This is a genomic window from Streptomyces sp. NPDC000345, assembly GCF_042898825.1.
GTDB lineage: Bacteria > Actinomycetota > Actinomycetes > Streptomycetales > Streptomycetaceae > Streptomyces.
On sequence record NZ_JBIAZE010000001.1, the window covers coordinates 78258 to 99296 of the forward strand.

At 70.3% G+C, this 21039-nt stretch carries 24 protein-coding genes, 1 tRNA gene and 1 pseudogene; 2 read left to right on the forward strand and 24 right to left on the reverse strand.

Annotated elements, in window-relative coordinates:
* Positions 1-5: 5 nt before the first annotated feature.
* The 8 genes and pseudogenes from rho to ACFY30_RS00410 all read right to left on the reverse strand — a co-directional run bounded on the left by rho (position 6) and on the right by ACFY30_RS00410 (position 9857).
* Positions 6-1976, reverse strand: a complete 1971-nt coding sequence (rho, locus tag ACFY30_RS00375; RefSeq protein WP_390842975.1) for a transcription termination factor Rho — start codon at positions 1974-1976, stop codon at positions 6-8.
* A gap of 405 nt (positions 1977-2381) precedes the next feature.
* The gene (gene thrB, locus ACFY30_RS00380; RefSeq protein WP_390842976.1) at positions 2382-3326 is read right to left on the reverse strand and encodes a homoserine kinase; all 945 of its coding nucleotides are present in this window, start codon (positions 3324-3326) and stop codon (positions 2382-2384) included.
* 491 nt (positions 3327-3817) lie between these two features.
* Positions 3818-4876, reverse strand: coding sequence for a threonine synthase (gene thrC / locus ACFY30_RS00385; RefSeq protein ID WP_390842977.1), 1059 nt, complete (start codon positions 4874-4876; stop codon positions 3818-3820).
* Between the two features lie 6 nt (positions 4877-4882).
* Complete coding sequence (locus tag ACFY30_RS00390) at positions 4883-6175, reverse strand: homoserine dehydrogenase (RefSeq protein WP_390842978.1); 1293 nt, start codon at positions 6173-6175, stop codon at positions 4883-4885.
* 163 nt (positions 6176-6338) lie between these two features.
* Positions 6339-7730, reverse strand: coding sequence for a diaminopimelate decarboxylase (lysA, locus tag ACFY30_RS00395; RefSeq protein WP_390842979.1), 1392 nt, complete (start codon positions 7728-7730; stop codon positions 6339-6341).
* 26 nt (positions 7731-7756) lie between these two features.
* Complete coding sequence (locus tag ACFY30_RS00400; RefSeq protein ID WP_390843664.1) at positions 7757-8443, reverse strand: DALR anticodon-binding domain-containing protein; 687 nt, start codon at positions 8441-8443, stop codon at positions 7757-7759.
* An 18-nt stretch (positions 8444-8461) separates the two neighbouring features.
* Positions 8462-9229 (reverse strand): annotated as a pseudogene (locus ACFY30_RS00405) (arginine--tRNA ligase); the annotation flags it as partial.
* A gap of 142 nt (positions 9230-9371) precedes the next feature.
* Positions 9372-9857 (reverse strand): response regulator, encoded by a 486-nt coding sequence (locus ACFY30_RS00410; protein WP_390842980.1) that lies wholly within the window; start codon positions 9855-9857, stop codon positions 9372-9374.
* Positions 9858-10053: 196 nt separating this feature from the next.
* Between ACFY30_RS00410 and ACFY30_RS00415 the strand changes: the two genes are divergently transcribed.
* Positions 10054-10125 (forward strand) — tRNA-Arg (locus tag ACFY30_RS00415).
* Positions 10126-10397: 272 nt separating this feature from the next.
* Here the strand turns inward: ACFY30_RS00415 and ACFY30_RS00420 are convergent.
* From ACFY30_RS00420 to ACFY30_RS00495, 16 genes are all read right to left on the reverse strand, one after another.
* Positions 10398-11285, reverse strand: a complete 888-nt coding sequence (locus tag ACFY30_RS00420) for a nuclease-related domain-containing protein (RefSeq protein WP_390842981.1) — start codon at positions 11283-11285, stop codon at positions 10398-10400.
* A 73-nt stretch (positions 11286-11358) separates the two neighbouring features.
* Entirely contained in the window at positions 11359-12732 is a 1374-nt protein-coding gene (locus ACFY30_RS00425; RefSeq protein ID WP_390842982.1) for a tyrosine-type recombinase/integrase, read from the reverse strand.
* Complete coding sequence (locus ACFY30_RS00430; RefSeq protein ID WP_390842983.1) at positions 12729-12914, reverse strand: helix-turn-helix transcriptional regulator; 186 nt, start codon at positions 12912-12914, stop codon at positions 12729-12731. Before ACFY30_RS00430 ends, ACFY30_RS00425 begins: the two co-directional genes overlap by 4 nt.
* Before the next feature lies 1 nt (position 12915).
* The gene (gene repSA / locus ACFY30_RS00435) at positions 12916-14301 is read right to left on the reverse strand and encodes a replication initiator protein RepSA (RefSeq protein ID WP_390842984.1); all 1386 of its coding nucleotides are present in this window, start codon (positions 14299-14301) and stop codon (positions 12916-12918) included.
* On the reverse strand, positions 14298-14993 hold the full coding sequence (locus ACFY30_RS00440) for a DNA methylase (RefSeq protein ID WP_390842985.1): 696 nt from the start codon (positions 14991-14993) through the stop codon (positions 14298-14300). The genes repSA and ACFY30_RS00440 overlap by 4 nt, the downstream gene beginning before the upstream one ends.
* Positions 14990-15235: a hypothetical protein gene (locus tag ACFY30_RS00445; RefSeq protein ID WP_390842986.1), complete on the reverse strand. Its 246-nt coding sequence runs from the start codon at positions 15233-15235 to the stop codon at positions 14990-14992. Before ACFY30_RS00445 ends, ACFY30_RS00440 begins: the two co-directional genes overlap by 4 nt.
* A 5-nt stretch (positions 15236-15240) precedes the next feature.
* Positions 15241-15420 carry a hypothetical protein gene (locus ACFY30_RS00450; protein WP_390842987.1) on the reverse strand — a complete coding sequence of 60 codons (180 nt, stop codon included), beginning with the start codon at positions 15418-15420 and terminating at the stop codon, positions 15241-15243.
* Between the two features lie 94 nt (positions 15421-15514).
* The gene (locus ACFY30_RS00455; protein WP_390842988.1) at positions 15515-16057 is read right to left on the reverse strand and encodes a GGDEF domain-containing protein; all 543 of its coding nucleotides are present in this window, start codon (positions 16055-16057) and stop codon (positions 15515-15517) included.
* Positions 16058-16061: 4 nt separating this feature from the next.
* Positions 16062-16370 (reverse strand): SpdD protein, encoded by a 309-nt coding sequence (locus ACFY30_RS00460; RefSeq protein ID WP_390842989.1) that lies wholly within the window; start codon positions 16368-16370, stop codon positions 16062-16064.
* Positions 16371-16388: 18 nt separating this feature from the next.
* Positions 16389-16544, reverse strand: a complete 156-nt coding sequence (locus ACFY30_RS00465; RefSeq protein WP_390842990.1) for a hypothetical protein — start codon at positions 16542-16544, stop codon at positions 16389-16391.
* A 14-nt stretch (positions 16545-16558) separates the two neighbouring features.
* A complete protein-coding gene (locus tag ACFY30_RS00470) occupies positions 16559-16747 on the reverse strand; it encodes a mobile element transfer protein (protein ID WP_390842991.1) in 189 nt (62 codons plus the stop codon).
* A 30-nt stretch (positions 16748-16777) separates the two neighbouring features.
* Positions 16778-16927, reverse strand: a complete 150-nt coding sequence (locus tag ACFY30_RS00475; RefSeq protein ID WP_390842992.1) for a hypothetical protein — start codon at positions 16925-16927, stop codon at positions 16778-16780.
* An 18-nt stretch (positions 16928-16945) separates the two neighbouring features.
* Positions 16946-17674, reverse strand: coding sequence for a DUF2637 domain-containing protein (locus ACFY30_RS00480; RefSeq protein WP_390842993.1), 729 nt, complete (start codon positions 17672-17674; stop codon positions 16946-16948).
* A 29-nt stretch (positions 17675-17703) separates the two neighbouring features.
* Positions 17704-17886, reverse strand: a complete 183-nt coding sequence (locus ACFY30_RS00485; RefSeq protein WP_390842994.1) for a hypothetical protein — start codon at positions 17884-17886, stop codon at positions 17704-17706.
* Between the two features lie 19 nt (positions 17887-17905).
* Positions 17906-19252 (reverse strand): FtsK/SpoIIIE domain-containing protein, encoded by a 1347-nt coding sequence (locus ACFY30_RS00490; protein WP_390842995.1) that lies wholly within the window; start codon positions 19250-19252, stop codon positions 17906-17908.
* A gap of 1 nt (position 19253) precedes the next feature.
* Positions 19254-19583, reverse strand: coding sequence for a hypothetical protein (locus ACFY30_RS00495; protein ID WP_390842996.1), 330 nt, complete (start codon positions 19581-19583; stop codon positions 19254-19256).
* 185 nt (positions 19584-19768) lie between these two features.
* Here ACFY30_RS00495 and ACFY30_RS00500 point away from each other — a divergent pair, with 185 nt between their 5' ends.
* Entirely contained in the window at positions 19769-20563 is a 795-nt protein-coding gene (locus tag ACFY30_RS00500; protein ID WP_390842997.1) for a GntR family transcriptional regulator, read from the forward strand.
* Positions 20564-21039 lie beyond the last annotated feature (476 nt).

The following is a 21039-nucleotide window of genomic DNA, read 5'->3' on the forward strand; positions in this document are numbered from 1 at the left end:
GTTGCTCAGTCGCCGTTGCCCGGCGACGGCGTCGTCTTCTGGATCTGCATCAGGAACTCGGCGTTCGACTTGGTCTGCTTCATCTTGTCGAGGAGCAGCTCGATCGCCTGCTGCTGGTCGAGCGCGTGCAGCACCCGGCGCAGCTTCCACACGATGCCGAGCTCCTCGGCGCCGAGCAGGATCTCCTCCTTGCGGGTGCCGGACGCGTCGACGTCCACCGCCGGGAAGATGCGCTTGTCGGCGAGCTTCCGGTCGAGCTTGAGCTCCATGTTGCCGGTGCCCTTGAACTCCTCGAAGATCACCTCGTCCATGCGGGACCCGGTGTCCACCAGGGCGGTGGCGAGGATGGTCAGCGAGCCGCCGTCCTCGATGTTGCGGGCCGCACCGAAGAAGCGCTTCGGCGGGTACAGGGCCGTCGAGTCGACACCACCGGACAGGATGCGGCCGGAGGCCGGGGCGGCGAGGTTGTACGCACGGCCCAGACGCGTGATCGAGTCGAGCAGCACGACGACGTCGTGGCCCAGCTCCACCAGACGCTTGGCGCGCTCGATGGCGAGCTCGGCGACGGTGGTGTGGTCCTCGGCCGGGCGGTCGAAGGTCGAGGAGATGACCTCGCCCTTGACCGACCGCTGCATGTCGGTGACCTCTTCCGGACGCTCGTCGACGAGGACGACCATCAGGTGGCACTCGGGGTTGTTGTGGGTGATCGCGTTGGCGATCGCCTGCATGATCATGGTCTTGCCGGTCTTCGGCGGGGCCACGATCAGACCGCGCTGGCCCTTGCCGATCGGCGACACGAGGTCGATGATCCGCGTGGTGAGGACGCCCGGGTCGGTCTCCAGACGGAGGCGGTCCTGCGGGTACAGCGGGGTCAGCTTGTTGAACTCCGGGCGGCCACGGCCGTGTTCGGGCGCCATGCCGTTGACGGAGTCGAGGCGGACCAGCGCGTTGAACTTCTCGCGGCGCTCGCCTTCCTTGGGCTGACGGACCGCACCGGTGATGTGGTCACCCTTGCGCAGGCCGTTCTTGCGGACCTGGGCGAGGGAGACGTACACGTCGTTCGGGCCCGGCAGGTAGCCGGAGGTCCGGATGAAGGCGTAGTTGTCGAGGATGTCCAGGATGCCCGCGACGGGGATCAGGACGTCGTCCTCGGCGAGCTGCGGCTCGGCGGCGCCGATCTCGTCACGCCCACGGCGGCCACGGCGGTCCCGGTAGCGGCCGCGGCGGCCACGGCGGCCGCCCTCGAAGTCGTCGTCGTCCTGCGGACCGGCGTTACGGTCCTGGCGGCCCTGCTGCTGGCTCTGCTGGCCGCGCTGCTGCTGGCCGCCCTGCTGCTCGTCGCCCTTGCCGCGGCGGCCGTCACGGTCCCGGCCGCGCTCACGGCGGTCACGGCGGCGGCCCTCGGCCTCACCGGCGTCGGCGGACCTGGCCTCGGCCTGCGGCTGGGCGGAAGTCTCGGCCTTGGACTCGCTCTTGGCCTCGGCGACGACCGTCTCGGGGCTGCCCGCCTCGGCGGTGGCGCGGCGACGGCGGCGCTCGACGGGGGCGTCGGCGCCGGCCGGCTGGCCGGGGATCTCGATCTGCTGCTGGGCCACGGCCTTCTCGGCGGCGGCCTCGGCCTTGGGGGCGGCGTCCGCCTTCTTCTCGGCGACGTCATCGCCGGTGCGGGCCTTGGAGGTGGCGCGGCGCTTGGGCTTGGTCTCGGTGGCGGAAGCCTCGGCCTTCGCCGGGGCGGCGCCGCCTCCGGCCTGCGCCTCCTTGATGACCTCGATCAGCTGGCTCTTGCGCATCCGCGCGGTGCCCCTGATGCCCAGGCCGGATGCGACCTGCTGCAGCTCGGCCAGCACCATGCCCTCGAGGCCGGTACCGCGGCGCCGCCGGGAGCCGGCACCGGTGGCAGGCGCGGAGGCGTCCGTGGCGGGCGCGGCAGCGGTCTCCTCGACACGTGCGCCCATCAGATCGGTGGTGTCGCTCACGAAGGGTCCTTCCCTGGAGCGGACGTCGGCCTGTCTGGCTCGGCGACCGGTTGTGCTGTCCGACTTCGGTCCTTGCTGTGGCGAAGCCGGGGCGGTGGTCCGCCGCAAAGGCGGAAGAGAGATTTGCTGGTGATGGCGCTTCCTCGACGTTCCGTGACACCCAGTGTCACGTTGCGCGGTAGCACCGATTCCGGAGCGTGCCCTGCGGACCGCTCAGCGTCGGTGTACGGCGTACTGCCCAGATACGACGTACGGAACGCAGTGCGGCTTGGGGAGCTCCCGGAAGAATGTCTGTCCCGGACGGGGACACGAAGCACCTCGCCATGGTGGGGTCGGGTGCAGACTTGAGGTTAACACTACCGGATCCAACAAACATTCCCCCTCTCGAAATCCGGCAACCGTGCACTAAATGTCGCCGGAGTGCGTTTCACCAGCCGGTGCCAGCGGCAGGACGCTCGCACCCTGCAGATCCAGCGCCAGCCGGTTCGCGGCCCAGTCCGCGCCCGCCAGGGCCTCGACCTTGTCGGCCGTTCCGGCGTCGGCCAGCGCCATCACGGTGGGGCCGGCGCCGGAGATCACCGCGGGGATCCCGTCGGCGCGCAGCCGCTCCACCAGGGCGGCGCTCTCCGGCATGGCGGGGGCGCGGTACTCCTGGTGGAGACGGTCCTCGGTGGCGGGCAGCAACAGCTCGGGGCGCCTGGTCAGGGCCTCGACGAGCAGGGCGGCACGGCCCGCGTTGGCGGCGGCGTCGACGTGCGGCACGGAGCGCGGGAGCAGACCGCGTGCCGTTTCGGTCAGAACCGGCTTTCCGGGGACGAAAACCACCGGAACGATGGAATCGGCGGGTTCCATCCGGATCGCGCGTGCGGCGCCCGCCTCCATCCAGGACAGGGTGAATCCGCCGAGCAGACAGGCGGCGACGTTGTCCGGGTGCCCCTCGATCTCGGTCGCGAGCTCGAGCAGCGCGGTGTCGTCGAGCTTGGACTCGCCGCCTATGGTCACCGCGCGCGCGGCGACGATGCCGGCGCAGATCGCGGCGGAGGAGGAACCGAGGCCGCGGCCGTGCGGGATGCGGTTGGCGCAGACGATCTCCAGGCCGCGCGGCTGGCCGCCCAGGACGTCGAAGGCGGTGCGCAGGGAACGGACGAGGAGGTGCTTCTCGTCACGCGGCAGGGTCTCACTGCCCTCGCCGGCGATGTCGATGTGCAGCCCGGAGTCGGCCACCCGGACGACCACGTCGTCGTAGAGCCCCAGCGCGAGGCCGAAGGCGTCGAAGCCCGGGCCGAGGTTGGCGCTGGTGGCGGGAACGCGCACCCGGACGGGGGCGGCGCGGAAGGCGGGACCGGCCATCTCTCGATGACTCTCCTTGAGCTGCGTGACTGTCGAACGACATACGACTCGGCATTCGACACCGATATTCGATACGTGGCTGAGAACCCCGGGGCCGCGAGGGTGACGCGGCGCTGCGGCATATGCGGCGGGCGGGTTCAGTACAGCCTAGCGAAGGTTGCTTCCGCGGCGACATAGGGCGCACAGGAGGCGCACGATGCGTGTCGTAAGCCCCTTGTGCACCCGTTCCCAGGTTAGAGCCTGGTCCGGCAGTGGCGGCGTCGCCCGCGGGGCGGCCGCACGGCGCCGCGGGGCCCCTCCCGCGCGAGCGAAGCCGCGCGCGGGGGAGGGTGCTCTCGGCGTGCCGCCCGAAAGCCCTCGTACCGGACGTACTCGGGCTCGCGGGCGGTACGGCGAGTGGCCCCCCATGCCCTCAGGGCAGTGGACGACCGTGACGGACGTCGCGCGCCGGGCCCCGCTTTCGCGACGGGCCCTGCCTCTGCCGCGGAGTGTCAGGCCAGGCCGAGGCGGGCGGCTGCCGCCGCCGCGTCGACCGGGACGACGAGGGGACGCGGGGCGCCCTCGGTGGCCCAGCCCGGGTCCTTCAGACCGTTGCCGGTGACCGTGCAGACGATCCGCTGTCCCGGGTCGACCTTGCCCTGCTCGGCGGCCTTCAGCAGACCGGCCACCGACGCGGCGGACGCGGGCTCCACGAACACGCCCTCCTGCGCGGCCAACAGCCGGTAGGCGCGCAGGATCTCACGGTCCGTCACCTCGTCGATGAGACCGCCGGACTCGTCCCGAGCGGCCAGCGCGAACTGCCAGGACGCCGGGTTGCCGATGCGGATCGCGGTGGCGAGGGTCGACGGGTCCTTGACGATCTCACCGCGCACGATGGGCGCGGAGCCGGACGCCTGGAAACCCCACATGCGGGGCGTCCGGCCGGCGATCCCGTCCCCGGCGTACTCCTTGTAGCCCTTCCAGTACGCGGTGATGTTGCCCGCGTTGCCGACCGGCAGGACATGGATGTCCGGGGCGTCGCCCAGCATGTCCACGATCTCGAACGCGGCCGTCTTCTGCCCCTCGATACGCACCGGATTGACCGAATTGACCAGGGCGACGGGGTAGTTGTCGCTGAGCGCCCGGGCGAGGGTGAGGCAGTCGTCGAAGTTGCCGTCGACCTGGAGGATCTGCGCGCCGTGGACGAGCGCCTGCCCCATCTTGCCGAGCGCGATCTTGCCCTGCGGCACGAGCACGGCGGACACCATGCCGGCCCGGACCGCGTAGGCGGCCGCGGAGGCGGAGGTGTTTCCGGTGGAGGCGCAGATGACCGCCTTCGCCCCCTCCTCCTTGGCCTTGCTGATCGCCATGGTCATACCGCGGTCCTTGAAGGACCCCGTGGGGTTGGCGCCCTCCACCTTGAGGTGGACCTCGCAGCCCGTGCGCTCGGAGAGCACCTGCGCGGGCACGAGGGGCGTGCCGCCCTCACGGAGCGTCACGACCGGCGTGGTGTCGGATACCGGCAGCCGGTCCCGGTACTCCTCGATGATTCCGCGCCACTGGTGGGTCATTGCTGGTTACTCTCCTTCAACCCGCATGATGCTGGCGACACCCCGCACGGTGTCGAGCTGACGCAACGCCTCGACGGTCCCGGTGAGGGATGCGTCGGACGCGCGGTGGGTGACGACGACGAGGGAGGCCTCGCCGTCCTTGCCCTGCTGGCGCACCGTGTCGATCGATACGCCGTGCTCCGCGAAGACGGTGGCCACCTGGGCGAGAACGCCCGGCTTGTCGGCCACGTCCAGGCTGATGTGGTAACGCGTGACGACGTCACCCATCGGAGACACGGTCAGGGCGGCATACGCCGACTCGCCGGGCCCCGTTGCCCCGCTGAGCCGGTTGCGGCAGACGGCGACGAGGTCGCCGAGCACGGCGGAGGCGGTGGGAGCACCGCCGGCGCCGGGACCGTAGAACATCAGCTGACCGGCCGCGTCCGACTCGACGAACACGGCGTTGTAGGCACCGCGCACCGAGGCCAGCGGGTGGTTCAGCGGAATCATGGCGGGGTGCACCCGCGCGGTCACGGACCCGCCGTCGGCCGCCCGCTCGCAGATGGCGAGCAGCTTGATGGTGCAGCCCATCTCCTTGGCGGAGGCGAAGTCCGCCGCGGTGACCTCGGTCATGCCCTCGCGGTAGACGTCGTCGAGGCGCACGCGCGTGTGGAAGGAGATCCCGGCGAGGATGGCGGCCTTGGCGGCGGCGTCGAAGCCCTCCACGTCGGCCGTGGGATCGGCCTCGGCGTACCCGAGGGCGGTCGCCTCGTCGAGGGCCTCCTGATAGCCGGCCCCCGACGAGTCCATCTTGTCGAGGATGAAGTTGGTCGTCCCGTTGACGATGCCCATCACCCGGTTGATCTTGTCGCCGGCGAGGGACTCGCGCAGCGGCCGGATCAGCGGGATGGCACCGGCGACGGCGGCCTCGTAGTAGAGGTCCTTGTCGTGCTCGTCGGCGGCGGCGTGCAGGGCGGCGCCGTCCTGGGCGAGGAGGGCCTTGTTGGCGGAGACGACGGAGGCGCCGTGCTCGAAGGCGGTGGTGATGAGGGTGCGGGCGGGCTCGATCCCGCCGATGACCTCGACCACGACGTCGATGTCGCCGCGTTTGACGAGGGCGGTCGCGTCGGTGGTGACGAGGGCCGGGTCGATGCCGTCGCGCACCTTCGAGGGCCGCCGCACGGCCACGCCCGCGAGCTCCACCGGGGCACCGATCCGCGCCGCGAGGTCGTCGGCGTGCGTCGTCATGATGCGCGCCACCTCTGAGCCGACCACTCCACAGCCCAGCAGCGCCACCTTCAGCGGACGCGTACGCATCATCCGACCTCGTTTCCTCATACCGTCTACGGTGGGACCAGTCTCCTTCACCGGACCGCAGTTTCTATCCCCGGTCCGGATCGTGAGACATTGATTTCATTTTCACAGGGGCGACAGACAGAAGATTCTCCCGCCCCCTTTTTTTCGTTCGTCTTCGGCTTTTCCCTCACCCGACATCGAGCCGCAGAAGGTCCTCCTCCGTCTCCCGCCGGACGATGACCCGCGACGCGCCGTCGGACACGGCGACGACCGGGGGCCGCAGCACATGGTTGTAGTTGCTGGCCATGGACCGGCAGTACGCGCCCGTGGCCGGTACGGCGATCAGGTCGCCCGGCGCCAGGTCGGACGGCAGGAACGCGTCCTTGACCACGATGTCCCCGCTCTCGCAGTGCTTGCCCACGACCCGGGCCAGCATCGGCGGGGCGTCGGAGGTGCGGGAGACGAGCGCCACGCTGTACTCGGCGTCGTACAGCGCCGTCCGGATGTTGTCCGACATGCCGCCGTCGACGGAGACGTACGTCCGCAGCCCGTCGAGCGGCTTGATGGTGCCGACCTCGTAGAGCGTGAAGGCGGTCGGCCCGACGATGGCGCGCCCCGGCTCGACGGAGATACGGGGGGTGCCGAGCCGGGCCGCCTCGCACTCACGCGTGACGATCTCGGTGAGGGCCTTGGCGATCTCGTGCGGCTCGCGGGGGTCGTCGTCGCTGGTGTACGCGATCCCGAGCCCGCCCCCGAGGTCGATCTCGGGCAGCTCCACCCCGTGCTCGTCACGGATGTCCTTCAGCAGCCCCACGACCCGGTGGGCGGCCACCTCGAAGCCCGACATGTCGAAGATCTGCGACCCGATGTGCGAGTGGATCCCGATGAGCTCGATCCCGTCGAGCTGCAGAGCGCGCCGCACCGCCTCGGCGGCCTGCCCGCCGGCCAGCGGGATCCCGAACTTCTGGTCCTCGTGGGCGGTGGCGATGAACTCGTGGGTGTGCGCCTCCACCCCCACGGTGATACGGATCTGCACCCGCTGCCGCTTGCCGAGCGACTCGGCGATGTGGGCGACCCGGACGATCTCCTGGAAGGAGTCGAGCACGATCCGCCCGACCCCCGCGCGGATGGCCCTCTCGATCTCGTCCTTCGACTTGTTGTTGCCGTGGAAGGCGATGCGGTCGGCGGGCATCCCGGCCGACAGAGCGGTCGCGAGCTCCCCACCGGAGCACACGTCGAGGTTGAGCCCCTCCTCGTGCAGCCACCGCACGACGGCCCGCGAGAGGAACGCCTTCCCGGCGTAGAACACGTCGGCGTCGGTCCCGAAGGCGGTACGCCAGGCGCGGGCCCGCTCCCGGAAGTCGGTCTCGTCGAGGATGTAGGCCGGCGTCCCGTGCTGCTCGGCGAGCGCCTTGACGTCGACACCGCCGACGGTGACGACACCGTCCGCGTCACGGTGCACGGTCTGCGCCCACACCTTGGGGTCGAGGGCGTTGAGGTCGGTGGGCGGCGCGGAGTAGTGGCCCTCGGGGAGGACATCGGCGTGACGGGGCCCGGCGGGGTGGGCGGAACGGCTCATCGTGGGCGTGCTCTCTCAGAAGTGATTCAGAGGTGGTCGGGTGCGTCGATGCCGAGCAGGGACAGGCCGCCGGCCAGCACCGTCCCGGCGGCTTCGGCAAGCGCGAGCCGGGCACGGTGGGCGGCCGAGGGTTTCTCCTCACCGACCGGGAGAACGACGGGCAGCAGGACAAGGGTGGCGTCCGCAAGCCCGACGAGATACCGCGCAAGCCGCGAGGGCGCGGCAACGGCGTCCGGGCGGGGGAGGGTGGTGACGGTGGCGAGGATGCGGGGGTAGTCGGCGAGGAGGGTGAGGAGGGGGGTGGCCTGGGGGGTGGGGGTGGTGAGCGGCCCGAGGGGGGTGGCGGACGGGGTCGCCGCGGGCGGGTGGGGGGGTGGGGTGACCGCCAGGGGTGCTGCGGGCGGAGTGACCGCCGGGGCAGCGGAGGTCGGAGCCACCGCCGACGGGGTGGTGGGCGGGGTGACCGCCAGAGGGGCTCCGGGCGGGCTGACGGCAGGGGGGGTGTCCGGGGAGGCGTACGGGGGCTGTGGCGGGACGGACGAGACGGACGAGACGGACGAGACGGACGAGACGGACGAGACGGACGAGACGGACGAGACGGACGAGACGGACGAGACGGAAAGGGCAGGATGCCCGGCATCCTGTGCCGCCGCCGCATTCCCCCCTCCGCACGCTCCACCCGACGGGTCTTCACGCAGACTCGACACGCCCACGGACGTTCCACCCGACAGGTCTACGGGACCGGGCTCCGCGGTGAAGCCGAGGTCGGCGGCGTTGCGGGTGAGGGCCCGGGTACGGGCGTGTGCGTAGCGGACCCGGAAGAGGGGGTTGCTCTCGCGCTGGACCAGGTGATCGGCGGTGATGCGCGGGCGGTCGTGGGGGGCGGGGTGAAGCAGCGCCCAGCATGCGGCGTCGAGACCGAGGGGGGTGGGGTCCTCGGGGGCGGGATGCGGACGGAGCTCGAGGGGCGCGTGATGCCGGGAGAGGCCGACGGGCTCGGGGCGGCCGCCCTCGTCCAGGGGGCCGGGCGGACGATGATGAGTGGCGACGCGCCCGCCCTGCGACGCGACGATCCGTGCGAGCGCGTCGGCGAGGACCTCGGCCCGGACCTCGAACGGCACGCGCAGTTCGAGGACGTGACCGGCGAGGGTGTCGGTGTGCCCGTACCGGAGCCCTTCCCGGCGGATCCGCTGCACGAGGCCGGTGGCGGAGGCGAGGTGATCGAGGCTGATGTTGAGGAAGCCGGGCCCGGTGATCTCGACGCCGGTGACCCCTGCTGCGCCGGCGAGATACGGCCGCAGCACCTCGGCGACGCGCAGGGGTGGCTGCCCGGCCGGACGGGCCAGCTGAAGGGCGATGTTCGTCGCGTAGTCCCCGGCCCCTCCCGGCCCGGGCGGAGTGACCACCGCCCGCTCAGGAACGGCCACACTCAGCTCTCCGGCGTCGACAGCACGGCGCACCGCGTGCAGCACGGTGCGGGAGAGCTCGACGGGGGTCACGGGACAAGCGTAGGGGAGGAGGGGGGTGGGTAGGCGAGTCGGTTTGGGGAGGGTCCGGGATGTGGACGCCGAAGGCCGCAAGCACACACGAACAGCCCGTAACGGCACACGACAGCCACGCCATTCGCCGCCGTCGCCCCCGCTACTCGCCGGCAGTCCCCCCACTTCCCTGCCCGGCCCCCACGCCGCCTCCCCCGGCCCCGAGAACGGTCCCGAGCCCCAGCCCGACCCCCAGAGAGCCGCCGACTCCCCCACCCCCACCACGAGTACCGCTCTCCCGCCCTTCCCCCTCCAGCAACCGCCGTACGAGGGCGACGAGTTCGTCGGGTTCGAAAGGCTTGGCGAGGAACGCGTCGACGCCGACTTCGAGGCCGGCCTCGACCTCGTACTGGGTGCACGCACTGATGATCGCGAGGGGAAGATCACGCGTCAGCGGATCGGACCGCAGCCGGGCGGCCGTCCGCAGACCGTCCAGCCGGGGCATGACGACATCGAGGGTCACGAGATCGGGCCGCACCTGATGAACGACATCCAGACACTCGGCACCATCGGACGCGGTCACGACCTCGAGACCCTCAAGCTCGAGGTTGACCCTGATCAGCTGCCGGATGACCTTGTTGTCGTCCACAACAAGCACCCGACCAGACGCGCCTGGCACAACTCGAGAGTAGGTCGGGACCGGCCACCGCGTCCGGGTTTTCCCCACTTCCACCCCGTGCGGGCGACCCACCCCCTCCCCACCCCCGTAAACCCGTTCATGAACACCCCGAGGGAGCTGGTAGTGTTCTACCCGTCGCCGCGAGCAAACAGCTCCCGCCCGACACGCCCCCGTAGCTCAGGGGATAGAGCAACGGCCTCCGGAGCCGTGTGCGCAGGTTCGAATCCTGCCGGGGGCACCCTGCATGAGGTGCCCAAAGACCCCGTCATCAGCGGAAACGCTGAGGCCGGGGTCTTCGCGTATGTGCAGGCGTATGCGGCCCGAAGCGGGCGTATGTCGGGGTCTGTGGACGAGGCGTGGACGGGATCTTGGAGCATCGCCGCAGGTGAGGTCCGGGAAAGAGCGAGGACCCGCACCGCGGCCAGACGGCCCAGCCTCAACGATGGTCATGCCTTGGAGGCCACCCACAGCTCTCGCGAGGGGGCTGTCACCTCACCGGGCACACACAGCTCAAGCCTGAAGCCAGGCCTGGCGGTGGCGAGCGACGCTGTACACCTGCTCGACCTGCTCGGGAGTCAGCACCCCTGAGAGCGGCGCCAGTGCCGCTACCTGACGCTCCTGATACACGCGCACGCTGAGCTGTGTGGCGACCACCTTCAGATCGGTGACGCCGACGAAGACGAGCACCGGCTCCACCGGTACGGGAAAGCCGCAGTAGTGCTCAAGCACTCGGGCCACTCGCTTGGCCTCCGCCCGGCTCTTGCGTGCGTAGGGCGCCGGCTTTCCGTGGTCGACCTTCACGGAATCGTCGCCGACCCATACGGCCCTTTTGTGGTGGTGCTTTGTGTTGATGCTGAACACCCCGCCGGGACCGATCAACAAGTGATCGACATCCACCTTGTTGGCCAGGGGGATGGAGTGCAGGACACGCCAACCGTGGCGCGCTAAGCGGTTCAGCTCGGCCCCCACTCTCTTCTCCCCCGCCAGCCCCTTCCGCCAGGAGTCCCAGTCCGTGGGACGCCGCAAGAGCTGTGAGACGACCCGTTCGATCAGACCTACGCCGGACTTATCGAGCAGGTCGCGGAGGGACTCACCAGGACGGTTGGCAGACAGGTCGTCGGTCGGCGTCAAAGGCGGCAGCATCGGGCGTGCTTCGACCTCGGGTCCCCTCTGCGGCGGGACCGACTTGGGGTTGTTCCGTAAGTGGTGCGTCAGCACGGTGCTCACGTCGTCGCGATACTCAGCGACCAGGACCGTGATGTCCCCCGTCCTGACGTCCGCCCAGCCGACCGCGGTGCCGTCAGGCAGGTTCGCGTACAGGCGATCATGTCCGTACCGCTTCCAGCGCGTGATCTTCAGCTCCACAAGCCCCCCTCGTCCGCTCCCGGCTCGAAGCATCGCAGCAGGTAGGGCTCAAAACGAGAGAGGCCCCGGACAAGGTGCCCGGAGCCTCAATGGGGTACAGGGTGCCTCACTCGTATTCGCGCAACAGGTCCTCGATGCGCCGATTGGCAACGTCCTGCCGTCCGTCGAGGCACTTCGCATAGCGGGTCAGCAGGACCTCAACGCTGTTGCCGGCGCGCTCAGCCACTTCCGTGGGATCGACACCCGCGTTGAGCCACGTCGACAACGCCGAGTGCCGGAGGTCGTACGGCCGACTCGCGAGCGGCGAGGACGCGACGGCCGGCGGGAGCGCGAGGAGCCGGGCCTCCTGCCACACGCGGTAGTAGGTCGAGGACGGGACGACCGAGCCCTTCTCGCTGAAAAAGAGCCGTCCGTCGTCCGCCGTGCCGAAAGTGGCCAGGTGTTCGCGGAGCACGGCGACGAGGTGAGGCGGAATCGGCACCCGCCTTACGTCCTCGGTCGGTCGGTTCTTCAGCCCACGGTCGTCGTGGGTCTCCCCCGAATCTGTCCACTGCTTGCCGACGGACGGACGGGTCCGGTGGAGCAGTGCTGAGCCCCAGCCCTGTTCGGGGAGGTTCAGATCAGTCTCGACGAGACCGACCGCTTCCGCTGGCCGAAGACCACCGAAGTACATGGCGGCGAACAGACCCACGAGTCGACGGCCACGAGCACGCCGGTACCCGCCGACGTAAGAGACGGCCGCCAGGAGGTTCCGAGCCTGCTCCGGATTGGCAACCACCCGCGGATCGACTTGGTTGGACACCTTCGGTTTCTGCCAGCGAACGGCCGTGATCGGGTTCTCCTGCAGCTCCCCCAGGTCGACCGCGAAGTTCGCAGCGTTGACGAGGGTCCGGCGCTTACGCCGCACGGTTTCGGCTGCTGCCGCTGTTCCGTCGAGCTTGAGTTTCAGAGAGTCGAGCACTGCGCGAGCCGTGGCAGGTTCGGCAAGATCAACGAGCGGCCGAGACGCCTTGGACACCCAATGAAGAACGTTTCGCATGTCGTCTGGGACTTCGCGGTCGTTGGGCGCCGGCAGTACGAAAGCCCAGTTGCGGAGTGCTTTGCGGATCGTCTCGTCAGACGGCCGGCCGGGACGCTCGCCGAGAAGCTGCATGGTCACGCTGGTGAGCGATTCGTTGATGCCGTCGCGCGTGTTGGGGGCGGCATGCGGCCACTTCATGGCGAGGTACCGCAGCGCGAAGGCGTACCAGGACACGGCCGACTTCGTCTCCTCCATCGATGCCGGAAGACCGGTCCCCGTGTCGAACTCCTCGCCGTCGCGCATCGCACGCATGAGCTTCGTGCGGTAGTGGTCGGCAAGCGCCTTGGTGCGGAACGACTCCGAGAAGACGTTGCCTGCTACGGACCAGCGGACACCATACGAAGGCGTCTTAGTGTCACGCTTACGGACGCCCCAGACCTTCACGTCGAGGGACTTCACGCAGCCGCCTCCAACTGCCTCAGCCATGTGGTGAAGTCGCTACGCCAAACTCGAAGCTCACCGTTGGGGAGCTTGAATGCCGCAGGCCCATTGCCAAGCTCGCGCCAGCGGTAGAACGTGCGCCGGGAGATTCCGCCGAGTTCCTCCAGGATTTGCGGAACCGTCATCAGCTCGTCTTTCACCTCAGACTCCGTGCAGGTCAGGCGAAGCGCGCAGTTCCTCTCGCGCAATCTCGCGGTTGTGTTGGATGTCGCGGCGGATGTTGGCGGCGAGCCAGGATTCGCCGGGGGTGTGGCCGTGGCCGGCGTAGGTCCAGTGGGCGAGGGTCAGGGTGGTTGCCTCCGTGTCGTCGGGGTCGGGCAGGCCGAGGGCTTCGCGCTGTTGGGCGGCGCGGTAGTCGGCGCGGGTCTGGCGCAGGGCGCCGAGGGTGGTGGAGTAGCGGCGCGACTTGGTGGAGAAGTGGCCGCGGAAGCCGAGCATGTGAGCCCAGTCCCGGAGCTTGCGGTCGGGGTAGAGCGGGTGGAGGGCGATGCAGGCCTCGATGAGCCGGCGGGGGTGGTCGGGCACCTCGAGCAGGACCAGGGCTTCCTTGTTGCCGATGCGGCGGTCGACGGTGCCGGTGGTCTCGGCCGCCTTGGTGGCGTACTTGGCGACGTAGGAGGCGACCGCTTGTTCGGTGATCTCCTCGCCGTGGCCGAAGGCACCGATTGCCTGCACGTCGAGCTGCGTGCCCCAGCGCAGTGTGCGGGCGGGCTGGTCACCGGCCGGGTCGACGTCGACCGCGACGCGGGCAGCGGCAGCGCGGATTGCTTCGGTGAGGAGGTCGAGGGTGGCCCAGGCCGGGGGCGGATCATCGGGGCCGTCGGGTCCGTCGAAGCGGATCACGGCGTGGAAGTGCACTGCTCCGCGTTTCTGGTACTCGGCGACCTTGCCGAAGGAGACACGGGACTGTTCGCGGGCTTCCTTCTGGGTGAGGCCGGCGCGTCGGGCGATCTCGCGGCGGAGGTAGATCGTGAAGTAGCGCCACAGCTCCGAAGCGTGGTTGTTCCACAGCACCGCGCCCGCGTAGTCGTAGGCGTCCGGGTCAAGCGGGGTGCCGAGTTCGGGTGCGTCCTCGCAGTGGCGCCGGCCGCAGCGGCAGGGGCGGTTGTCGGGGCGGTTGTGGACGGGGCCGAACGACGGGGCCGTGAGCGTGGCGAAGACCCGTGGATGGTCCCGGACCGTGTGTGGTGTGCCCTTTGCCGGGTCACCGACGAGGCCCGCGCGGATGAGGTGGTAGGTGTCGCCGGCGTATGTCCAGGCGCAGGACGGGCAGCGGGAGGCGCGGCGGTTGCCGCAGGCCACGCGTAACCGTCCGCCGGGCTCGGTGTCGGTCGAGTAGGTGTGCAGGACGTGTCCGGTGACCTTGTCGCGGGTGACGGTGGAGCCTTGCAGGTGGATTGGGTCGGAGCAGCCGCCGGTGCGTCGGAGTTGGTCTTGGATGCGGTCGAAGCCGGGGGACCCGGCCAGCCTCAGCACGTCGGCGAGGATGGCCGGGTCCAGGCCCGCCATGGTGGCGGTGTCGGTCACGCGAAGACCTCCTGACGGGCGGTCAGGAACGCGGTCCCGATCCAGCGCGTGTATGCGGGCGGGATCGCTTCGGTGAGTTCCTCACGGACGTCGGTCCAGGTGATGCCCATGGCGTGCTGCATTTCGGGAACGGTGGCCTTGCCGCCACCCTTGCCGTACGCGGCGACGTAGGGGCCGTCACGACGGACGCCGTGACGGTGGCCGCGCACGTAGCCCCGGTGGCGGTGGTGAGTCGGCCGTGCGGTGGCCCAGCGGCCGAGTTCGAAGTTGCGGTGGCGCAGTACGCCGAGCCCGAACATCTCGCCGCACAGGGTGAGGTCTTTGCGGATCTCCGCCCGGCCGTTGGGCTGCTCGATCACGTAGGGCAGGCCGCAGGCGTCGAGGAGTTCGCGGGTGGGGGCTACGAGGTCTTCGTGCGTGTCGCCCCAGCCTTGGGAGGCGTTGGTGCCCACGGTGAGGGCGCAGCCGGCCTGGCAGGGCGGGGAGGCGTGCACGAGGGTGTACCGCTCGATGTCGCCGGTGTCGATCAGGTGGGCGAGGTACTCCAGGGCGTTGCCGCGGTGGTAGGGGAAGGGGTAGTTCGGGCGTTCGGCGATGTCGCAGCCGTCGACCGCATACCCGGCGCGGTGGTAGCCCACGGCTGCTCCGCCGGCGCAGGAGAACAGGTCGAGGACCCGGCGCTTGGTGGTCATCGGGCACCGTCGTTGCGGTTCTTGCGCGGGGGGTCGGAGTGGAAGCGGGTGGTGCCCAGGTCGCGGCCGTCGTGCTCGTAGCGGGGGGCGTTGGGGTTGCGGTCGTTCCAGTCCTCCGCGCACACCTTGTGGACCGGTTCGCCCGCGTGGGAGCGCATGGGGGTGGGCTTGCCGCACTGGGTGCAGGCGCAGTCATCGCCGTGGTCGAAGTGCTGGCCGGAGTTCCAGTTCAGGAGTCCCACGGCCGTCACCGCCCCGTCCGAGCGAGGGCGACGGACCGGGTGGTGCCGGTGCCCTGGCAGGTCGGGCAGTCGACGGGGAGGGTGACACGGGTGCCGTCGGTGTGGCGGGTGCCGGTGGTGATGGCGGCGGTGGCGAAGCCGTCGCAGTCGCGGCAGACGCGCGGGCTCTGGGCGTTCTCGGGCATGATGGGGCTTCCCTTTCGGGTCCGTTGGATCAGGAAGGTGGGAAGGCGCCCGGAGCGGCGGAAGTTTGGCGACCGAGGCCGCTCCGGGGGCCGTTCAGCGTGTGTGGCGCCTGCCGTGGCCCTTGGCCGCATACATGGCCGCGTCGGCGGCGGACAGCGCGTCGGTGAGCGTGGGCACCGGCAGGTCGGCGCGGTGGCAGAAGCCGACTGAGGCGGAGACCGGCAGGAGTTCGCCGGCGTGGGGCACGGGCCGGGCCAGCGCGGTGCGCAGCACGGCGAGGCCGGGGGTGTGGTCGGGGTCGGTGACGATGGCGGCGATTTCGTCTCCGCCGAGGCGGGCGGCGATGCCGTGGCGTCCGCACCAGTCGTGCAACCTGCGGGCGGTCGCGGTGAGGACCGCGTCCCCGGCGGCGTGGCCGTGGGTGTCGTTGATGGCCTTGAAGTCGTCCAGGTCGATCAGGGTCACCAGGGCGGCGGGGTTGCGGTGGAGCAGGTGTTCGGCGCGGGTGGTCCAGCCGGCGCGGGTGTGCAGGCCGGTCAGCGGGTCGCGGCGGGCGGTGGCCAGGCGGCGGACGAGGAGACTGCCGTGCACGGCCCAGCCGAGCGCCGGTAACGCGGCGGCGATCACGGTTTCCATCGGGTCACCTGCCCTTGTGCAGGTCGTTGACGAGCAGGCGCAGGACGACCGCAACCACGGCGACGGAGACGCCTGTGATGGCGACCGCGAGCAGGAGCGAGACGAGGACCGCGCCGACGACGAGGACCACGGCGCCTCCGCCGGCGGCGAGGGCGAGCGCGCTGCCCGGGGTGAGCTGGATCGTGGGCCGGTTGGAGACCGGCGCGGGCACCGAGGCCGGGGCGGGCGTGGTGGGCACGGGGGTGTGGACGGTCGGGGCGGTGGCCGCGGGGGGTGGTGCGGTGTCCTGAGGCGGGTACTTCGGGGTGAACACGGGTGGTCTCCCTTCGGGTTACTTGACGACGGTTGCGATGGCGGGGGCGAGGAAGCTGTCCGCGACGAGGTAGCCGCCCAGAAGGAGCACGGCGACCAGCCACCACGGCGGGCGGACGAGCTTGGTGCCCAGGGCACCGACGGCGAGGAGAGCGAGCCACAGCGGGACGTCCATGACGGTGACCTCCCTCAGGCCTTGCAGCGGTGGGTGCGGGCGGCGAGTTCGGCGGCGGCGCGGTCGCGGTAGTCGGCGGAGAAGCCGCAGGCGGGGGCGGTGCAGGCGGCGGTGTGCATGTCCCTGCCGCGCCCGTCGTAGTAGGTGGCGACCTCGACGGGGCCGATGCGGACGCGGTCACGGAAGCGGCGGCGGACGGCCATCGGGGTCAGTCCTCCCGTCCGATGAAGTCGTCAGTGTGGTCGGTGAGCCCACTGGCGGATCTCGGGGTGTTCGTCGTCGTAGGCGCGGTTGAACGCGGCTTCGGCGACGGCTTCCACGAGTTGGTTCTTCCGGGTCAGTTCCGCCGCCTGCTTCAGGGCGGCTTCGATGGACGGTCGCACTGTGAACTTCCTTTCGTGTCAGGAGAGTTGGAGTTGCGTGGCGATGGCGTCGGTCATGGGGGCGGGCAGGCCCAGCCGGGCCGACAGAGCAGCGGCGGACATCGGGGCGCCGGTGGACGCCTCATGGGCTTGGGCGAGCTTTCGGGCGTGGTCCAGCAGTGCAGCCGGGACCACCGGCGGGGCGGGTGAGGTCTGCGGCGGTGCGGGCGCCAGTTCCGGCACCTCATCCGCGGCCGGGGTGAGGGTGTCGGTGCGGTGCGTCTCGACTTCCGGCGCCGCCGATTCGTCCACAGGCTGCGCAGGAGTGGCCGGGGTGGCCGGGGTGGCCGGGGTGGCCGGGGTGGCCGGGGTGGCCGGGGTGGCCGGGGTGGCCGGGGTGGCCGGGGTGGCTGGGGTGTGGACCAGCAGGGTTCCGCCCAGGAAAGCGAGGGCGGGCCAGCCGGCGACGAGGATGCGCAGCCAGGCGGGCACGTCGTGCAGGTCGAGGAGCCCGGCGGTCGCGATGTTCGCACCGAGCGAGGCGAACAGGGCGATGACGAACCAGGTCCAGGCGGACCGGTCGCGGCGGGCCGTGCGCAGTCGGCGCCAGGCGGCGACCAGGAGCAGGTCGACAGAGACCGGGTAGGCCCAGGCTTTCCAGCCGGACTGTCCGGCGGCTTCGGCCAGGTCGTGCAGGTGGGCGAAGGACAGAGCGCCAGCGATGACTGCCTGGACCAGAACGGCGTCGAGGCGGATCGAGCGGGACATGCGGGGCACCTCCCTTCAGGGGGCGGAGGTCAGTCCGGGGCTTCGCCGGTGCCCAGACAGGTCAGGCACAGGGCGGCTTGCCGGTCGTCGGTGGCGCGGCCCTTGCGGGCGCCGACGCGGACGGTTTCGGTGGTCTCGCCCTTGCCGTCGCAGTCGGGGCACTTCGCGGGTTCGGGCGCCGGGCGGCGGGTGCGTTTGCCGGTGGTGGCCATGGCGGTCAGCCCTCCCGCCCTACTCGGTGACCGGTCGGGGCTTGACCAGTGACGGACCGGCCACCGGCGCCGGCGTGCTCTCGGGCACGGTGGGCCGGAACGGGTCCAGGAACGGCAGGTCCGGGACCAGGTGGGCGAACTCCCGGCAGACCGCAACCACTTCTGCCTTGGAGACTTCCGGGGTGCGGATCTTCGACCAGCCGCCCGAGGTGTCCGCCGCGACCGCGGTGCCGGGGCGTTCCATCGGGATCAGGCTCGCGGCCGCGACCGCGTCCGGGGCTGCGTCGGCAAGGCCCATTTCGGCGGTCTGCTTGTCGTTGACGCGGTGCACGACACGGGCGGTGAGCTGGGCACGGAGCATCGTGGCGCCCTTACCGAGTTCGTGACCGAAGCGCTGCCCGCAGATCTCCAGATAGATCCCGGCCGCGCGGGCCATCTGCGCCAGCCGGACCAACGCAGTGACGATCTGCTCGCGGCGTTCCTCATCCTTCCTGGTGGGGGTGAGGAACAGCTCCGCAACCTCGTCCACCAGGACGACCACCGGCACCGGCCGTACGTCCCCGGGCAGTTCCCACAGGTCCGAGGCGCCGTGCAGGCTCAGCAAGTCGAACCGGTCTTCCATCTCCGCGACCAGCACACCGAAGAGCGAGGCAGCCTCATCCGGAGTGGTGGCCAGCGCCGACAGACGGGGCGCGAAGGCGGACTGTTCCACCCCGCGCTTGCAGTCGACCCCGACCAGCGCCACCGGCAGCTCAGCCAGACCCCTGATCAGGTTGCGCTGATACATCGACTTGCCCGACTGGTTCGCGCCCAGGGTGAGCGCCATGGGGGCAGTGCGGTAGTCCCGCTCGAACGCGGTCCCGTCCTCCCGCAACGCCACCGGAACGATCATGTCGTGCGGGCGAGTCCCACGCGGCATGCGCACCTGCTTGAGCACGTCATGCCCCGTCATCCGCAACTCGACGAAACCGGGCCGCGTCTCCACCACGGTCACCGTGTGCACGCCCCAGGCGTGACGCAGCCGCTCAGAGGAAGCGATCAGGTCGGCGGGCTCCAGGCCGGCGGGAAGCCGCAGGGTCACCCGCAGCCCGGTCGCGGTGGGCCGGATCCGGCGGATCTTCGGCGCTACCGGCTGCACCTCACGGCGGGCGACGTTACGGGTCATGAACGCCCGCAGCCCCGACGGCTGCACCGTCAGCCCGCACACATCCATCGTCGACCGATACGAGAAGGTGAACCGGCCCCACGTCACCGGCAGGCCCACCAGCGACCAGTACACCCGCGGCGCACGGTACTTCGCGTAACCGAGGCCGCCGGCGCCCGCTAACGCACCCGTGGCCTCGAGCCACACCGACAGGTCCGCCATGTCAGGCCGCCGGGGTGATCGCGACCGCGCGGAAGGAGATCCCGTGCCGCTTCTGCCCGTTGAACTCGTTCTCCCAGTCCCGGGCCTTCAGCCCGACCACCCGCACCGGCATACCGGGGGCGAGACCCTCCGGGTAGCCCGTCTCGGGAATGGTCACCTGGTAGAGGTTGCCCTCTCCCTCGTCCGACACCAGCAGGCCCACCGTCGACAGCGCCGCACCGGTTTCCCGGTCCAACGCACGCTCACCGGTCTTGGCGTTGGCCAGCTTCGGTACGGGCGCGGTCGCCACGAAAACCACGGCGGTCGAAACGTCGATCTTGAAAGACGGCATGATGGAACTTCCCTTCATGGGGACCCGGGCGCGGTGTGTTGCTGGCAGGCGGACACCGCGCCTCTTTGTGTTCCTCACGGAGCAAGTTCTCCGGAGAACTTCCGCCTCCAGCATGCGCAGGTTCTCCGGAGAAGTCAACGGGGTTCGAGCTTGGTTCTCCGGAGAACGTGCAAGAGGATGGAGGCATGCAGCACCTCCCGGACCTTCCGACCGACGACGACCGGCCTCTGTACGTCCAGATCGCGTCAGCGCTGAAGCGCGCCATCGAGTCAGGCGATTTGCCGCCGGGCGAACGGGTCCCAGGGGAGAACCGCCTGATCGGCGGGTACAGCGTGTCCCGCGAGACCGCACGCAAGGCACTGGAGGAGTTGTCCAAGGCCGGGCTGATCGACAAGCGGCGCGGATCAGGGACCTACGTCCGCGAAGAGCGCCGGTTGGAGCGCAAACCGCGCAGGTACCGCCGGCAGAAGCAATTGGGAGAGTTTGCGACCGATGCACTGGCGGCCGGCAGAGACCCCAATATCCAAGCGGTCAGTACCCGGGTCGTGGCGACGGCGAGGGTCGCGGAACGGCTTGCCGTCGCCCCCGGCACCCCAGTGATGAAGACCGACTACGTCTTCCTCGCCGACGGTCAGCCCATCCAGTCGTCGATCTCGTACGAGCCTCTGGACCTCACGGAAGGCACGGAGGTCGAGTTTCCCGAGGAAGGCCGGTACACGAACACGGGTGTGATCACACGCATGGACGCGATCGGCGTACGCGTGACCCGCGTTTCCGAAGAGGTCACCACTAGGCCGCCGCGGACTGACGAGACGGAACGCCTAGGGATCGAACCTGGCGTACATGTCTTTCACATCCGCCGAACCTTCAGCACGGACGACCGCCCCGTGGAGACGGCGGACATCATCATCCCCGGAGACCGCTACGCGCTCACCTATGAGTTCCGCGTGACAGACGAGGACGATCCGGCAACCGACTGATCAGCAAGCTGTTACAGATTTCTCTACCTCATCAAGGCGCTCGCTCCGCTCGCTCCAGGCAGGTAAACCCGAGGGGAAAGAGCACATCGACGGCGGCCGGACTACCTTACGATTCCCGGCACCTCAAGGACTGATCGATCTTCTCACGTTGTTCGAAAAGGGGCCGCACACAGCGCGGCGGCGCCGGTCGCCGCCGCCGTGCCCGCCCCTCTTCGTCTTCGCCGCCGGGGCTGGCCCGCCGTCGCCGCCCGCGCCCGCAAGGGGGCGAAACACATGCCGGGGCTCAAGCAGACAGCTCCACAGCTTGACCAACAGGCACAAGCAAGAACATGCCTCCGGCGGGGGCGCTCAGGCTCCAGGATGGCGGGCAACCGGCCGGCGCCTACGGGAGCATCGTGGTGAGCGCGGGGGCTCCCATCCCGTCTGCCGTCGACCCAGGCAGAGCCGAGCAGACGTGGCCCAGGGCGTCAAGGTCG

What these genes read in the sequence shown, in the direction of transcription:
- ACFY30_RS00500 (WP_390842997.1), top strand. Translation starts at nt 19,769, where the DNA reads ATGCAGCACCTCCCGGACCTTCCGACCGACGACGACCGGCCTCTGTAC.
- lysA (WP_390842979.1), bottom strand. Translation starts at nt 7,730, where the DNA reads ATGAGCCGTTCCGCCCACCCCGCCGGGCCCCGTCACGCCGATGTCCTC.
- thrB (WP_390842976.1), bottom strand. Translation starts at nt 3,326, where the DNA reads ATGGCCGGTCCCGCCTTCCGCGCCGCCCCCGTCCGGGTGCGCGTTCCC.
- ACFY30_RS00485 (WP_390842994.1), bottom strand. Translation starts at nt 17,886, where the DNA reads ATGGCCACCACCGGCAAACGCACCCGCCGCCCGGCGCCCGAACCCGCG.
- ACFY30_RS00455 (WP_390842988.1), bottom strand. Translation starts at nt 16,057, where the DNA reads ATGGAAACCGTGATCGCCGCCGCGTTACCGGCGCTCGGCTGGGCCGTG.
- ACFY30_RS00470 (WP_390842991.1), bottom strand. Translation starts at nt 16,747, where the DNA reads ATGGCCGTCCGCCGCCGCTTCCGTGACCGCGTCCGCATCGGCCCCGTC.
- ACFY30_RS00465 (WP_390842990.1), bottom strand. Translation starts at nt 16,544, where the DNA reads ATGGACGTCCCGCTGTGGCTCGCTCTCCTCGCCGTCGGTGCCCTGGGC.
- ACFY30_RS00450 (WP_390842987.1), bottom strand. Translation starts at nt 15,420, where the DNA reads ATGCCCGAGAACGCCCAGAGCCCGCGCGTCTGCCGCGACTGCGACGGC.
- ACFY30_RS00420 (WP_390842981.1), bottom strand. Translation starts at nt 11,285, where the DNA reads ATGCTTCGAGCCGGGAGCGGACGAGGGGGGCTTGTGGAGCTGAAGATC.
- ACFY30_RS00495 (WP_390842996.1), bottom strand. Translation starts at nt 19,583, where the DNA reads ATGCCGTCTTTCAAGATCGACGTTTCGACCGCCGTGGTTTTCGTGGCG.
- ACFY30_RS00440 (WP_390842985.1), bottom strand. Translation starts at nt 14,993, where the DNA reads ATGACCACCAAGCGCCGGGTCCTCGACCTGTTCTCCTGCGCCGGCGGA.
- ACFY30_RS00390 (WP_390842978.1), bottom strand. Translation starts at nt 6,175, where the DNA reads ATGATGCGTACGCGTCCGCTGAAGGTGGCGCTGCTGGGCTGTGGAGTG.
- ACFY30_RS00480 (WP_390842993.1), bottom strand. Translation starts at nt 17,674, where the DNA reads ATGTCCCGCTCGATCCGCCTCGACGCCGTTCTGGTCCAGGCAGTCATC.
- thrC (WP_390842977.1), bottom strand. Translation starts at nt 4,876, where the DNA reads ATGACCCACCAGTGGCGCGGAATCATCGAGGAGTACCGGGACCGGCTG.
- ACFY30_RS00490 (WP_390842995.1), bottom strand. Translation starts at nt 19,252, where the DNA reads ATGGCGGACCTGTCGGTGTGGCTCGAGGCCACGGGTGCGTTAGCGGGC.